Source organism: Rhodococcus erythropolis NBRC 15567 (assembly GCF_001552595.1).
In the GTDB taxonomy this organism is placed as follows: domain Bacteria; phylum Actinomycetota; class Actinomycetes; order Mycobacteriales; family Mycobacteriaceae; genus Rhodococcus_F; species Rhodococcus_F erythropolis.
The window spans coordinates 835,752-849,759 of the sequence record NZ_BCRM01000001.1; the positions used below are offsets into that span (position 1 = coordinate 835,752).

Below are 14,008 nucleotides of genomic sequence, written 5' to 3' on the forward strand. Positions count from 1 at the left end.
GCAGATTTGCTACCCGGCCTCACTTTGTGAATTGTTGTAGGGGGCGGTTATCCGATGAATGTGACCGACTTGCCGAGCGATCCGACATCAAGCGATCCGGAGCTGGCAGATCCGGTCTTTACTGATCCGGTGTCGAGTGAACCGAAGCTCGCCGACCCCAAATTCAGGGAACCGAAATCGAGTGATCCGGTTCCGCCGGGCGTGACGGGTGTATCGGTGGAATCAAGCGTGAGGTCTACACTCCAGTTCGGCGTAATACTGCCGTTCTGCGACGAATTCCCTGCTTCGAAGGGCATTCCGATGACGAAGGCAACCTTGGCACTTTGGCCCGGTGCGAGGTGGACCGAGTTCAACTGGGTCCTTGGTGTGGCGGCATTGCCGGTGACGGTGAGCGGATTGCCGGCGACGCCATTTACGTCGACACGAAGGAATGCTTCCATGCCGTCGCTGATTTCGTAATCTCCGACGTAGAAGTGTGCCTCACCTGCGCGGTCCGATGCGTTTCGGACGTAAAATGTGGTTGTGTTGGTCCCACCCGGGATGAGTATGTCTGTGCTCCAGACGATTTTGGAAGTATCTCCCCAGGTCGAGTAGTCCGCGGAGTACTCGATGATTCCACTCTCACCGTCCGCTGCGTGAGCGAGCGACGGCATCAGCGCTCCGCCCACCAGTGCAAGTACGAGGGCCGTGAGTATCCCAATGACTGTGCTCCATAGCGCACCAGGCTTTCGAGATGAGTAACTGATAGTTTTCATAACTCCGAATTCTAGTCGGACAAACGTCCGAGCGTGACGAGTTGTGAGAGCTAACTGTATGTTGTGCAACAATTTTCGGAAGTCTGACGAATCTACTGGGAGGCAGCTGAAAATGAACTGTGATCGGAGCGGATGTGAGCCGCAGATTGGGGGCGCGGATAGCTGGTTGATCGCTTGTCGAGTGGGTTTCGATGCCGGCCATGCGGGGTAAAGGATTCTCATCTGCAATGGCTTCAGTCGCTGTGTAGATGTTGATTCGGCATTTGGTATTTCTTACAGATTCAGCTATCTTACTGCAAAGTAAGTATGAATTCGGCAATCGATCGGGGCGATTGCCGACCTGAGTACGAGGACCGATATGCGGTTAAACCTGGGGGCCGTAGTTCGGCGACGTCGTTGGGCGCGCGACGTATTGGCAGCCACGGCGGCATGTGCGCTGGCGATGTCCGCGTTGCTGTCGGTCCAGACATCAGCCTCGGCGTCCGAACTGGACGAGTATGTGAACTTGCCTTTGGTGAATCGGAATGCCGAACACGGTCCGGGCGGTGTCCATCCCGCGTTGCCGACTGATCTCGGCACCTTGCAAGCCCTTGTGGAAGAAGCCCGCGCCAGTGGTCGCAGTCCGGAATCCTATGCGGCCTTGCTGTTTCAGTATCGATTGGTCGCTGCCACGGAAGCCGCCGGAATCGATCTCTCATCGTGGAACCCGCGCGCCGGAGTGTCGGCTAATCGCACCAACCTGGTGAAGTCGTACCGCTACTACGAGGATCTGCAACTCGGGCACCCGGAATTGCAGTGGGCGGGCATGGGCGGACAGGTAGGCGCAGACTTCGGCGGGGGACTGATCGACTTCGAACTGATGGCGGACGTGTACTCGTTTCCGAATCTCCAGCAGGTTGCCAATTCGATAGTTTCTCAGGTCACGGATCAGGTTGGCGTGCAGGCGCTGAACCAATTGCCGGCAGGGCTGCGCGCACTCGCGGCGGTGGGCAGGAACGTCACGGCGGACGACTTGGATTATGTGCTGGGGATGATCCTGGTGATGCAGAAGAACATCTTCTCGGATCTGATGCCGATGCATCAGGCATACGTGGATGAAGGGCTTCCTGCACTGGAGGAAATGCAGAGTGCCGGACTATTCGGCAAGGATGTCATGGACGCCTGGCGTGATGTCGCGTCCAGTGATTCGAATCGGATCGCACTGGGGAACGTTGCGCTGCTCCAACGTGAGCAAGGGGTGATCATCCGCGACCAGTGGGATACCGTGCGCGCCTACAAAGGTGATGTGGGAGAAGCGATCACCTACGCATCGACCGTTGCCGGCTCGCCCTCGGTCGCCGGCGTGGTCCCGCCTCGCTCGTTCCGGCCCCTCGAGTTCACGACGACACTCGCCGACGGACGCACCGCGAACGTGACGATGCCGCTGCCGGATTGGAACTGGTCGGTGTACGAGGACCGGTGGGACTACATCACCTCACAGCTATTGCCGAAGTACCGAGCGATGGTCGAAGAAGATTGGCCACGGCTCGTAGCCACATTGAGTGTTCCCTACGAAATTCAATTGGAGAGCCACCGCCCGATGATGACCCTCCCACAAACTCTCGAATCGGCCCTCTCCAGTTTGAAAGTGACGGTTCAGTGATGTCGTCGGCGACATTCCGAAGGTTGGCGCCGCTGGTAGCGCTGACCGTTGCGCTGGTCCTGCCAGCAACGGCCGGAGCTGAGGTGCCGGACAATGATGTCCCGAAAGACGTGCAAACTCCTGTATCCGAGGAGTTTCGGACCGACACCCCAACTCTGGGAGAGGTATTCAACGGGTTCACCGTCGGTGCTCTCAGTTCAGGGGAGTTCGCATCCGAAGAGGAGATCTTCACTGCTCTCACCGCCGATGATCCGTTTTACGACGAGCCGGTGTTGACCGGCGCCGAGCGTCCCGGTGATCTCCTGAAGTCGAAGAAGGTGGATGTACTGTTCACCGGATACAGACCGGGACAGCTCGACGCCTACAAGATCATGTATGTCACAACCGGAATCGACGGTTCGACGCCGGTAGTGAGCACTGGAATCATGATGATCCCGATCGACGGAACGCCGGCGTCGGAGAAGAAGATCATCAGCTATCAGGAGGCCAACGACAGCGTCGGCGGCTACTGTCATCCGAGTTCACACTGGACCGGCGGCGATCCGCTGGACGGCGCCTCCTGGTCGGCCTTGGGTCCACTGGCGCTGATGTTCGGAAAAGGCTATGCCGTAGTGATTTCCGACGTCGGGAACAACGGAGACCGTGATCCCCACGGTGTCTTCGCGGGTAAGTTCGCCGGGCACGCCCAGTTGGATGCAGTGCGCGCAGCATTTCAGCTGCAGGATTCCGAGCTGAATCCGGAGGCGGAGATTGCGTTGTTCGGAATCGCTGGTGGTGGAGTCGGTTCGGCATTCGCCGCAGAATCTGCGCAGTCCTACGCGCCGGAACTCGATATCGTCTCGACAGTCCTCGAGGGCATGGTGATCAAGCCCCGAACATTCATGGAGACAACAGATTCCTCGGTCGGCGCGGGCTTCGGATTTGCGACGCTCCTCGGTCTCGAACCGTGGTATCCCGAGATGAAGTTGAACGACAAGCTCAATCCCGTGGGCCGAGTGATTGCCGACGTGTACCGGGGTGAGTGCCAGATGCCGGCGTACTTCACGCTTCCGTTCGTACCGTTGGCAAGCCTTTTCGCGCCGGGAATCGATCCGATCACAGAACCCAGCTTCCAGCGTGCGTACGACGACAACGTATTGGGCCACGGTGCTCCGGCGTCGAAGGTATTGATAACTTCGTGCGCAAAGGACGACTCCCCGATGTCACTTGTACCGGCAGCTGATGCGCGAGAACTGGCGGACACGTACAGAAGCCGAGGGACGGACGTGAGCTATCAGCCCACGGACTGCAGTATGGATCGCGCAGTCGCGGATCCATACGGTTGGGGGACAGACCTGTTCGGAATGCAGACAATCGATTGGATAGCCCACAATTTCGACAACTGAGTGAAACTATCCGGTGACAGCGAGACGCAAACTCTGATGGCGCCGTACGAACATGCTGGGGACCCAACGTGGCGGGAATTCGGAATCGACTGTGACATGCGAACTGTTTTCGAGAAGTACGGCGATGGCGGTCTTTGCTTCCAGCCTGGCCAGCGCGGCCCCGACACAGAAATGTGCTCCCTTGCCGAAGGCGAAATGCGCTCGGAGATTGGCCCGGTCGAGGTTCATCGCGTGTGGCTCGGCGAACGACTCCGGGTCGCGGTTCGCCGAGCCCCACAGCAGTATGAGATGACTGCCGGCGGGTAGCGCCACTCCGCCGAGGGTTGTGTCCGCATTGACATGTCGGTGGTGTCCGCGAAAAGGCGACTCGAGTCTGAGCGTCTCCTCCAGGAATGCGCTCACGAGTAGAGGGTCCTCGCGCAGCTGCGTCTGTATCTCGGGGCGCTCGGCGAGTAGCCGTGCAGAGTTGGCGATCAGTCCGGCGGTTGATTCGCCACCCGCACCGACGAGTTGCACCAGCATCAGCACGGCCACGTCTTCGCTGAGTTCGCCTGCGTCACAGCAGTGGACGAGGTCTCCGAGTAGATCGTCGACCGGGTTTGTCCGCGCCTCACGAAACTTGCTGTAGAGGTACCCGGTGAGTTCGGCCGCCGAGTTGACGACGTCCGTAAACCGTTCCGCCGTCACGATGCCGCTGAGAAGTTCGGTGCTGTCGTAAGACCACGCCAGCAATTGGGGGACGTCGGCTGTCGGCAAGCCGATCAGTGCGGCAACCATCTGCAGTGGGAGGGTGTCCGCAATCGACGTGACCCAGTCGATGTGGCGACCGTCGAAGCCGTTGTCCCACAACTGCTGCGTGTACCCGAGCATCGTCGGCTCGAGTGCTCGTATGCGTTTGGCGACCAGTGTCGGCAGGACAAGTTTGCGATGGTGCTGATGGTCGGGTTCGTCGGCGGTCGCGAGGACATGAACGGCTTGCCCGCCGCCGTTCATGTCGAACGTCACGGCAGATCCGTCCGGTGTTCGAACCAGTACGCCGGTGAGGTTGGAGGAGAAGTCCTCGGTACGGGAAACGGCTTCGGTGACCAGTTCCCACGTCGACACCAGATAGAAGTCGGTATCGGGTATTCGATACACGGGGTGCTCGCGCCGGAGTACGTCGTAGAGCGGGTAAGGGTCGTCGATATTCGACGGGAGGAAGGGGTTGATGTCCAGCGTCGGTGGTGTCACGAATGGAAGATTTCACGGCCAGCGAGGAGAAGTCAACAGGTGGAAAAGGCCTCTGAACTGGCATTTTGAGAAAATCTCACGCACATCGACCCCCTCGTACTTCTCCCAGGTCAGAGGCTCGCGGCCTTCCGTAGCCTTGAGATTTCTGATTGAATCTGTCTCGAGGTGAGACGAGGTGACGGAGAGTGACCGGTGTGAACGAGCGCCGCGCCGCCGACTGGTTGGCCGGCGGTAACCGCCGTGAACTCGCAACCGAGCGCATCTTCGCGGCTGCAGCAGAGCTGATTCGAGAACAGGGATTCGATCGGTTCAATGCCGACGACGTCGCTTCCCGCGCAGGCTGTTCGCGGGCGACGCTCTACCGCTACGTGGGTGGCAAGTCCGCGATCCGTGAGGGGCTGTTGTCGCGAGGTGCGGCGTCCGTGGCGAGCCAGGTTGCGGCTGCCGTCGAATCACTGCGCGGCGACGAGCGGATCGTGGAGTCGATCCTCGTCGCCGTCGACGCGATCAGAGCCGACGCCGCCATGAGCCATGGCCTTGCGGCGGCGCGGGCCAACGGTATAGACGAGTATCTCGTGTCTTCTCCGTTGCTGCCGCGTACTGCACTCGAACTTGCTGGATTGGATCCCGAAGGTCAACAGTCGCAGTGGGTGGTTCGGATCGTGTTGATGCTGTTGGCGTGGCCTCTTGCAGACAGGGCCGCCGAACGACGGATGGTCGAGTCGTTCGTCAGCTCCTGAGGCTGCCGCGTCAGCGAGTGCCCACGGGTCTGTCGCCGACTATCGAGATTCGATCCATCACCCTGCGGGCGGGGAAGTAGTCGCTGGCCGCGTAGTGCTGACAAGTTCGGTTGTCCCAGAATGCAATCGTATTCGTCCGCCACTTGAGTCGTACTTGGAACTCGGGACGATGTACGTGTCGATAGAGCAGGGTGAGTAGCTCGTCGGACTCGGCTTCGGACACCCCGACGATCCTCTGGGTGAAGCTGAGATTGACGAAGAGAACCTTTCGGCCGGTCTCGGGAATCACTCTCACCACCGGATGTCGAACCGCCGGGAACTGTGGACGCAACTTCGCCACCGTCGACGGATCCATGTGCTTGCCGAACGAATTGATCCAATCATGCTCGGCAACAAGCTGGTCGATGCGTTCTTTGATGCCCTCTGGGAGTAGCTCGTATGCCGCTCCGGTATCGGCCCACAAGGTATCGCCTCCGACCGGGGGTACCTCGACTGCGCGCAATACCGCTGCGAACGAGGGGAATTCGTGCCAACTGACGTCGTTGTGCCAGTTGTTCTCGACCCCGCCGGTCATCGCATCTTTTGCAAGTGTGACTATGTCGGCTTCGCTTTGACCGGGTTGGGTGTACTTGAAAAACGGATGCTGTTCCAGTGAGCCCCATCGACTCGCGAAATCTCGGTGTTCGCTGCGATCGATAGTTTGATCGCGGAAGAAGAGTACTTTCCATTCGAGTAGCGCTCGGCGAAGTTCCGACATCGTCTCATCCGAGAGTTGGCCGCTCAGTTGGATTCCCGAGATTTCTGCACCGATGGTAGGCGTCGTCGGAGTGAGTGTGAAACGAGTGTACGGCAACACTTCGAATCCCTCCGCGGTGCGAGAGGCCACGAGCGGCCCGTAGGCGGCGAGTGGATCGGTTGCTATCGGATAGATCTGTCCGCTCACGAATGCCGTCATGTCCGTCATCCTTACTCGTTCGGGTGGGGTCTTACGCCACGGTAAGGCAATATCCTTAAATGTGTCAAGGGTGAGCGAAAAGCATGGTTGCATTATTGAGAATTAACTTTATGATCTGAATCTGATGGTCTGCGGCAGATTCGATGGTTCGAAACACTGATCCGTTGAACACTAATCCTAGGAGTGGACGAGCATGGAAACACGTCTCGAGTACACGGAACTATTCATCGGCGGTGAATGGGTGACGCCGTCCGGTAGTGGAGTCATCGAGGTGATGTCGCCGCACACGGAGCGCGTGATCGGTTCGGTCCCAGCGGCGTCGACGGCGGACGTCGACCGCGCAGTGGAGATCGCGAGGGCGGCATTCGATTCCGGGGAGTGGGCACAGACACCTCTTGCTGATCGCATCGCGGTCGTCACTCGCATCAAGGACGCGATCTTCGCCAGGAGTGAGGAATTCGCAGCGCTGATCTCGCGGCAGAACGGTGCTCCGGCCAGTTCGGCGATGCGCACGCAGGTGTTGGGAGCCGTTGCGGCCTACGGCGCGGCGTGTGCCGTTGCGGCGCAGTTCCCGTTCGAAGAGTCGCGTGCGGGCGTCGGCGGCCCGATGTTGATCCGTCACGAACCGGTGGGTGTCGTGGCCGCAATCGTTCCGTGGAACGTGCCACAGTTGGTGATCGCTGCGAAACTTGCTCCGGCACTCTTGAGTGGATGCGCGGTGATCTTGAAACCGGCTCCGGAGACACCGCTCGATTCGAACTTGCTGGCCGAGATCTGTTCACAGGCAGGGCTTCCAAAGGGAGTGCTGACCGTCTTGCCTGCCGAACGAGACGTGAGCGCTTATCTGGTTGCCCACCCCGGAATCGACAAGGTGGCCTTCACCGGTTCGGTGGCAGCAGGTAAGGCGATCATGGCCGCTGCGGCGGCGAATCTCACGCGGGTGACCCTCGAACTCGGTGGCAAGTCGGCTGCGATAGTCCTCGAAGACGCAGATGTCGATCAGGCGCTGCCCAATATCTTGGCCGGATCGTTCGCCAACAGCGGTCAAGCCTGCGTCGCGCTGACGCGTATTTTGTTGCCGGTCAGCAGGTATGACGAGATCGCGGAGAAGTTCGCTGCCGCAGTCGCGGCGATGAAGGTCGGCGATCCTACCGATCCGGCGACTGTGATCGGCCCGATGACAAGTGCGGCGCAGCAGCGACGAGTGCTCGACTATGTCGGAATCGGCGAGGCAGAGGGTGCGAAGATCTTGACGGGAGGGTCTGTTCCGGAGGGGCTTTCGACGGGCTGGTACGTCGAACCCACGGTCTTCGGCAACGTCGACAACTCCATGCGGATTGCTCGCGAGGAAATCTTCGGGCCGGTCGTCTGCCTGATTCCTTTCGAAGACGAAGCCCACGCAATCGCGATTGCCAACGATTCCGATCTAGGACTCTCCGGAGCAGTCTGGACCGCGGACACTGAGCACGGCGTCGAGGTGGCACGGCAGATTCGCACCGGCACCTTCTCGGTCAACTGCCAACGATTCGACGTCGTTGGTCCCTTCGGCGGTTACAAGAATTCGGGAGTGGGGCGCGAATTCGGCCCGGAAGGTCTGGCAGCGTACCTCGAGGCCAAGAGCATCTTCCTCCCTGCTTGATCAGGCGGAATCACAAAGATTCAGCCCCACTTCGATTGTCGAGGTGGGGCCGAATCAGCTTGAGTCAGATGCCAATGTCCTTGGCGATGATCGTCTTCATCACTTCACTCGAACCCGCATAGATTCGGTTGACCCGTGTGTCCGCATACAGACGTGAGATCGGGTATTCACGCATGTAGCCGTATCCGCCGTGTAGTTGCAGGCACTTGTCGATGACGCGGCCGGCCATTTCAGTACAGAAGAGCTTGATCCTCGCGGCGTCCGCGACGGTCAACTCGCGGATCTCGTCCAGATCGAGTGCTCGGTCGACCGCAGCTTGCGCGGCCGCGACTTCTGCCGAGCATTCTGCCAAGACGAATTTCGTGTTCTGGAACTGAGCCACGGGGGTGCCGAAGACCTCGCGCTCCTTGACGTATGCGGTCGCGAACTCGATTGCTGCGCTCGCATTCGCGTAAGACCCCACGGCGGCGCCGAGTCGTTCCCGGACGAGATTTCGGGTGAGGTAGCCGAACCCGGCACCTTCCTCTCCGAGGAGGTTCTCGATCGGCACGCGGACATCGGTGAACGACAGTTCTGCGGTGTCCTGCGCTCGCAGCCCCAACTTCTCGAGCTTGCGACCGACGCTGAAGCCTTCCGACGTGGTGTCGACGCAGAGAATCGACAGACCAGCGCGGCGGTCCGCATCGCCTGCAGGACTGGTGCGGGCGACCACGAGAATCAAGTCGGCCTGCACTCCGCCGGTGATGAACGTCTTGGATCCGTTGAGCACGTAGTGGCTGCCGTCACCGGACAGTTTCGCAGTTGTCTTGATCCCGGCAAGGTCGGAACCGGCGCCCGGTTCCGTCATCGCGATGGCGGTCATCAGTTCACCGGAGAGGAAACCGGGAAGCCACCGCGCTTTCTGTTCGTCGTTGCCGTACTCGACCAGATAGGGAAGGACGAGGCACGTGTGGACGACGTCGGCGCCGAAAGTGACCCCTGCCCGTGCGGTCTCCTCACGGATCACTGCCTGATACTTGAAGCTCGTCTCCCCGCCGCCGCCGTATTCCTCGGGTAGCTCGATTCCGAATATTCCGAGGTCACCCAACTGCCGATACAGTGACCGGGGAACCATGCCGGCTTCCTCCCATTCTGCGAAGTGTGGGACGACCTCACGGGCGATGAACGTCCGAATCATGTGACGGAACGTATCGTGATCGCTGTTGTAGACGGTTCGTTGCACGTGATTCTCCTTGGGCTCGGTACCCTGAAGTCAGGTGTCCGGTTCTGAGGTGAGGTAAGGTTCTCTAACCAGATGTTGAGAGAAAACTGCGGAATGAGCTGTTGTTTTCCGGCAATAAGTGAATAATAACTCATAGACGTGTGTTTGACGATGCAACACTGGTTGTTCGGAATTCCGGTTTGTTCGGAAATTCCGGTTGTCGCGAAGGAGAGAGTCACGATGGTCGTACGTCGGCCCCACGACCGCAAGCAGCAGATACTTGCTGCTGCTGGTGAACTTTTCCGTGAGCACGGCTATCACAACGTGTCCGTTGCGCAGGTGGCTGCGGGAGTTGGAATCACGGCGCCTGCCCTGTATCGGCACTTCAAGAACAAGCCGGATCTTCTCTACGCCGCGGTCAACGCGGGCATCGAATCGCTCTACGACCGGGTCGCCGGGTCCGAGGATCTGAAATCGATGATCGCCGAGCTTGCGGCGTCGGTATCTCGTCGTCGAGGGCTCTCGCTGCTGTGGCAACGCGAAGCCCGCTACCTACCCGACGAGCAACGGGAAGAAATGCGCGCGACGCTCAAGAGTGCTGCCGCACGCGATGCTGCGCTGATCCGAACGGAACGCCCCGAACTCGACGAGGAAGACAGCTATCTACTCGCCTGGGCTCTCATCGCTGTCTTCAACAGTGTGTCCTCGCATCGGGTGTCCCTGCCGAGACGTCAGATGGAACTGCTGCTGGCGGAGTTGGCGGAGCGGGCGGTGCATACGGAACTCGGCCACTCCGAGGTGAAGGTGGAGACGCCGACCGGTCACGTTCCGTTGGCGATGCCCAGGCGTGAACTCTTGTTGACCGAAGCAATTCGTCTGTTCGACGAGCGTGGGTACCAGGCGGTCAACACCGAGGACATCGGTGAGGCTGCCGGAACTACGGGCCCCAATGTGTACAACCACTTCGATGCCAAGATCGACCTTCTGATCGCGGCGGTTTCGCGAGGTGGTGAGCGGCGGCGGATCGGTGTTGCGCAGGCGCTCGCTGCCGCATCGGGACCGGAGGATGCGTTGTCCGGATTGCTTGCGGCACATATTGATTTCGCGATCAACGAGCGTCATCTGATCGGACTGTTGATCAGTGAACTCGACCAATTGCCGGACAAGTTCCGCCGCACGTGCGAACAGAATCAGCGTGAGTACGTCGCGTTGTGGGTCAAGATGCTCGACGACGTTCGTCCGGGGCTCGAACCCGCGACGGCCAGAATAACCGTCAATGCCGCATTGACCGTTGTGGAAAACGCGGTGCGTATCGGCCGGCTACGTCGTCGTGACGACCTGCCTGAGCGCCTGTTCGAGATCGGCTCCGCAGTTCTGCTGGGCGGCTAGTCGAGAGAGTAGCCGGGTGCTGTTGGCGGACAGTCACATTCAAGATGGTAACATTTTTGTATATGTTTCTTGAGAACCTAGTCGATGAATTCAACTGATCGGAGACGTCCATGCGTTTCGACGCAACAGAACTGACGATCGAGGAACTCGAACTTCAGGCAGAAGTGCGGGAGTACCTCGACGAGCGGCTCACCCCCGGTAGCTACCCGCTCGGACTCGGGATGTCCGGGGCAGTGGATCCGGAGTTCTCGCGAGATCTCGGTAGCCGTGGCTGGCTCGGAATGTCTCTGCCGAAGGAATACGGCGGGGGCGGGCGGTCGGCAGTGGATCGATTGGTCGTCGTGGAAGAACTTCTCGCGCGCGGGGCACCCGTCGGTTATCACTGGATCGGAGACAGACAGTCAGGTCCGAGCATCGCAGCCAACGGCACGGAAGAACAGAAGCGGCACTTCCTGCCAGGTATCGCGAACGGTGAGTTCTCGTTCTCGATCGGAATGAGTGAACCCGACTCGGGTTCGGACCTGGCATCGGTAAGAACTCGCGCCGAATGTGTCGAGGGCGGATGGAAAGTCAACGGAACCAAGATCTGGACCACCGGTGCCTTCCACGCCACACACATACTCGCCCTGCTTCGAACCTCGGCAGACAAGCACAACGGACTCACTCAGCTGATCGTCGATCGCGACAGCGATGGCCTGACCGTCTCACCCATTCCGTTCATCGACGGAAGCGAGGACTTCTGCGAGGTGTCGTTCCAGGACGTTTTCGTGCCGGACTCGCGCCGCCTCGGCGACGTCGGAGCGGGCTGGGGACAAAACACCGGTGAACTCGCACTCGAGCGAGGTGGCGTCGACCGTTGGATGTCGTTGATGCCGGTCCTCGAGAACTGGGCAGCCAACCGGGCGGCGCAGGGCGGCCCCGCGGCCCTGGCCGATCTGGGCTCGATTGCCGCGCGCTGCTGGGCTTTTCGTGGGATGTCGCTGTCCATTGCGCGAATGGTCGACGCGGGTCGCTCGCCGGTCACGGAGGCCGCGCTGATCAAGGAAATGGCAACACGCTTCGAACAGGACTGTGTTGCCACCGTGGCACGGCACCTCGGCCGGGCTCCGGACCTTGCATCCGACGACCCGTACGAGTCACTGCTCGCCCGGGCTGTGCTGGTGGCACCGTCGTGGTCGATTCGCGGTGGCACAAACGAAATTCTCCGCACCGTGATCGTGAAAGGGTTGAACCGATGAATTCGGGGTCAGAGATCAACGCGTACACATTCGACGCCGACCTCGAAGCGATGGTCGAGCAATTCTTCGCCGAGAAGTCCGGCACCGAAGTGGCGGCGCAGGCCGAGATCGACGGTCTTCCCAGCGAACTTTGGAGCGCAGCAGTGGAACTGGGGTTGCCGCTGGTCGGTCTTCCCGAATCTGTTGGTGGTTCCGGTGGCTCGCTCCTCGACGCCGTGACTGTGCAGCGCGCTGCTGCGAGGCACGCTGCGCCGTTGCCTCTCGCCGAGACGTACCTCGCGGGCAGGCTGGCAGCAGCGGCCGGGCTACCGGTGCCCTCCGGAATCGCAACCGTCGCCCCGGGATCGCAGCGCGACGATGCGCGTCGGATCGGCGACGGCCACGTATCGGGAACCTTTCACGATGTGCCATGGGGGAGCGCAGCATCAGTGCTGGCGGCAGTTCTCGGTGATCGAGTTGTACTTCTGGACATCTCCGATGCCGAGATCGGGTCCGGGACGGATTTCGCAGGGCAACCGCGTCAGAGTCTGACGTTCTCCGAAGCGCGCACCGTCGACGGTGACAACCCGGTCGATGCCCGGATTCTCAGTAGACTCGGTGCCTTCTTGCGCTCGGTACAGATGGCAGGAGCCATGGAGTCGGTGTCGACGTTGACCCGTCGCTACGTTTCGGAGCGGGTGCAGTTCGGCAGGCCGATTGCGCAGTTCCAAGCCGTCCAGCAGCACATCGTCACCCTCGCACAGATGGCATCGATGTCCACACTGTCCGTGGATCGCACGGCGCACGCGCTCACCCGTCGCGACGCCGACTTCGAAGTGTGTGCAACCAAATTGGTGGTTTCGCAGAATGCGCTCGCGAGCGTGCGTGCCGCCCACCAGGCACACGGTGCGATCGGCATGACCCGCGAATACCGCTTGCAACAACTCACCCGACGACTGCATGCCTGGCGATCGGAGTTCGGCGACGACATCGCGCTTGCGACGCAACTCGGAAGTGCTGTCGCGACGACGCCCTCCCTGCCGCGCTTGATCACCGACCCACAACCGACCTTGGAGCTGAAGTCATGACCGATGCCGTGCACGTGGAAATCGACGGACACGTCGGAACCATCGAGTTCTCACGCCCGCCCGCCAACTACTTCGATCAGGAGATTCTGCAGCAGATCGCCGATGCGGCAGCCGGTCTCGTCAACGGTGGAGACATTCGCGCGATTGTTCTCGCCTCGGCGGGCAAACACTTCTGTGCCGGCGCGAACTTCGGTGAGGGTGGACTGGGGCCCGATCGCGCCGACACGGTGCGCGCGATCTACACCGAGGCGTTGCGGCTGTTCGAGATTCCGGTTCCCGTGATTGCGGCAGTGCAGGGATCCGCGGTGGGCGGTGGTCTCGGCCTCGCCTGCGCCGCGGACTTCCGCGTCGCCGGGCCGTCGACACGGTTGCACGCGAACTTCGCTGCGTTGGGGTTCCACCAGGGATTCGGCCTCAGCGTCACCTTGCCCCGAATCGTCTCGATGCAGTCTGCAGCGGATCTGCTGTACACGGCGCGGCGGCTGACGGGCGTACAGGCGCACGAACTCGGTTTGGTGGACCGATTGGCCGAAGATGCGAACATCCGGCAAGAGGCACTGGCGTACGCCCACGAAATTGCCTCGAGTGCACCGTTGGCCGTCCGCTCCATGAAGGCGACGTTGCGCGCGGGGCTACGGGACGAGGTCGCCACTGTTCTCGAGCGCGAGTTGGCGGAGCAGGTTGTTCTGTGGGGGACCGAGGACTGCGTCGCCGGCATCGAGGCCAACCTCGCACGAGTGCAACCGCAGTTCAACGCGAGGTGAAGT

12 protein-coding genes are annotated in these 14,008 nt (G+C 60.6%); 8 read left to right on the forward strand and 4 right to left on the reverse strand.

Annotated elements, in window-relative coordinates; all coding sequences use genetic code 11:
- Positions 1 to 47: 47 nt before the first annotated feature.
- Positions 48 to 653 carry a hypothetical protein gene (locus RE4_RS04045; RefSeq protein WP_127160017.1) on the reverse strand — a complete coding sequence of 202 codons (606 nt, stop codon included), beginning with the start codon at positions 651 to 653 and terminating at the stop codon, positions 48 to 50.
- 460 nt (positions 654 to 1,113) lie between these two features.
- Here RE4_RS04045 and RE4_RS04050 point away from each other — a divergent pair, with 460 nt between their 5' ends.
- Positions 1,114 to 2,397 (forward strand): hypothetical protein, encoded by a 1,284-nt coding sequence (locus RE4_RS04050; protein ID WP_060938038.1) that lies wholly within the window; start codon positions 1,114 to 1,116, stop codon positions 2,395 to 2,397.
- A complete protein-coding gene (locus tag RE4_RS04055; RefSeq protein WP_269138337.1) occupies positions 2,397 to 3,782 on the forward strand; it encodes a lipase family protein in 1,386 nt (461 codons plus the stop codon). Before RE4_RS04050 ends, RE4_RS04055 begins: the two co-directional genes overlap by 1 nt.
- A 6-nt stretch (positions 3,783 to 3,788) precedes the next feature.
- Here RE4_RS04055 and RE4_RS04060 read toward each other — a convergent pair whose 3' ends face one another.
- The gene (locus tag RE4_RS04060) at positions 3,789 to 5,012 is read right to left on the reverse strand and encodes a cytochrome P450 (RefSeq protein ID WP_060938039.1); all 1,224 of its coding nucleotides are present in this window, start codon (positions 5,010 to 5,012) and stop codon (positions 3,789 to 3,791) included.
- Between the two features lie 185 nt (positions 5,013 to 5,197).
- Between RE4_RS04060 and RE4_RS04065 the strand changes: the two genes are divergently transcribed.
- Complete coding sequence (locus RE4_RS04065) at positions 5,198 to 5,752, forward strand: TetR/AcrR family transcriptional regulator (RefSeq protein ID WP_060938040.1); 555 nt, start codon at positions 5,198 to 5,200, stop codon at positions 5,750 to 5,752.
- 10 nt (positions 5,753 to 5,762) lie between these two features.
- Here the strand turns inward: RE4_RS04065 and RE4_RS04070 are convergent, their stop codons facing one another.
- On the reverse strand, positions 5,763 to 6,716 hold the full coding sequence (locus RE4_RS04070; RefSeq protein ID WP_081098297.1) for a TauD/TfdA dioxygenase family protein: 954 nt from the start codon (positions 6,714 to 6,716) through the stop codon (positions 5,763 to 5,765).
- Positions 6,717 to 6,900: 184 nt separating this feature from the next.
- Between RE4_RS04070 and RE4_RS04075 the strand changes: the two genes are divergently transcribed.
- Positions 6,901 to 8,346, forward strand: coding sequence for an aldehyde dehydrogenase (locus RE4_RS04075; RefSeq protein ID WP_060938041.1), 1,446 nt, complete (start codon positions 6,901 to 6,903; stop codon positions 8,344 to 8,346).
- A 64-nt stretch (positions 8,347 to 8,410) separates the two neighbouring features.
- On the opposite strand, the gene RE4_RS04080 is transcribed toward RE4_RS04075, so the two are convergent.
- Positions 8,411 to 9,568 (reverse strand): acyl-CoA dehydrogenase family protein, encoded by a 1,158-nt coding sequence (locus RE4_RS04080; protein ID WP_060938042.1) that lies wholly within the window; start codon positions 9,566 to 9,568, stop codon positions 8,411 to 8,413.
- Between the two features lie 219 nt (positions 9,569 to 9,787).
- On the opposite strand from RE4_RS04080, the gene RE4_RS04085 reads away from it, so the two are divergent.
- From RE4_RS04085 to RE4_RS04100, 4 genes are all read left to right on the forward strand, one after another.
- Entirely contained in the window at positions 9,788 to 10,936 is a 1,149-nt protein-coding gene (locus RE4_RS04085) for a TetR/AcrR family transcriptional regulator (RefSeq protein WP_084324861.1), read from the forward strand.
- 110 nt (positions 10,937 to 11,046) lie between these two features.
- On the forward strand, positions 11,047 to 12,174 hold the full coding sequence (locus RE4_RS04090) for an acyl-CoA dehydrogenase family protein (RefSeq protein ID WP_060938044.1): 1,128 nt from the start codon (positions 11,047 to 11,049) through the stop codon (positions 12,172 to 12,174).
- Positions 12,171 to 13,241, forward strand: a complete 1,071-nt coding sequence (locus RE4_RS04095; RefSeq protein ID WP_060938045.1) for an acyl-CoA dehydrogenase family protein — start codon at positions 12,171 to 12,173, stop codon at positions 13,239 to 13,241. The genes RE4_RS04090 and RE4_RS04095 overlap by 4 nt, the downstream gene beginning before the upstream one ends.
- On the forward strand, positions 13,238 to 14,005 hold the full coding sequence (locus tag RE4_RS04100) for an enoyl-CoA hydratase/isomerase family protein (protein ID WP_019745180.1): 768 nt from the start codon (positions 13,238 to 13,240) through the stop codon (positions 14,003 to 14,005). The genes RE4_RS04095 and RE4_RS04100 overlap by 4 nt, the downstream gene beginning before the upstream one ends.
- Positions 14,006 to 14,008 lie beyond the last annotated feature (3 nt).

Excerpts from the sequence above, each read along its gene's own strand:
- RE4_RS04100 (WP_019745180.1), top strand. The coding sequence starts at position 13,238 with ATGACCGATGCCGTGCACGTGGAAATCGACGGACACGTCGGAACCATC.
- RE4_RS04095 (WP_060938045.1), top strand. The coding sequence starts at position 12,171 with ATGAATTCGGGGTCAGAGATCAACGCGTACACATTCGACGCCGACCTC.
- RE4_RS04055 (WP_269138337.1), top strand. The coding sequence starts at position 2,397 with ATGTCGTCGGCGACATTCCGAAGGTTGGCGCCGCTGGTAGCGCTGACC.
- RE4_RS04050 (WP_060938038.1), top strand. The coding sequence starts at position 1,114 with ATGCGGTTAAACCTGGGGGCCGTAGTTCGGCGACGTCGTTGGGCGCGC.
- RE4_RS04045 (WP_127160017.1), bottom strand. The coding sequence starts at position 653 with ATGCCGTCGCTCGCTCACGCAGCGGACGGTGAGAGTGGAATCATCGAG.
- RE4_RS04075 (WP_060938041.1), top strand. The coding sequence starts at position 6,901 with ATGGAAACACGTCTCGAGTACACGGAACTATTCATCGGCGGTGAATGG.
- RE4_RS04070 (WP_081098297.1), bottom strand. The coding sequence starts at position 6,716 with ATGACGGACATGACGGCATTCGTGAGCGGACAGATCTATCCGATAGCA.
- RE4_RS04090 (WP_060938044.1), top strand. The coding sequence starts at position 11,047 with ATGCGTTTCGACGCAACAGAACTGACGATCGAGGAACTCGAACTTCAG.
- RE4_RS04085 (WP_084324861.1), top strand. The coding sequence starts at position 9,788 with ATGGTCGTACGTCGGCCCCACGACCGCAAGCAGCAGATACTTGCTGCT.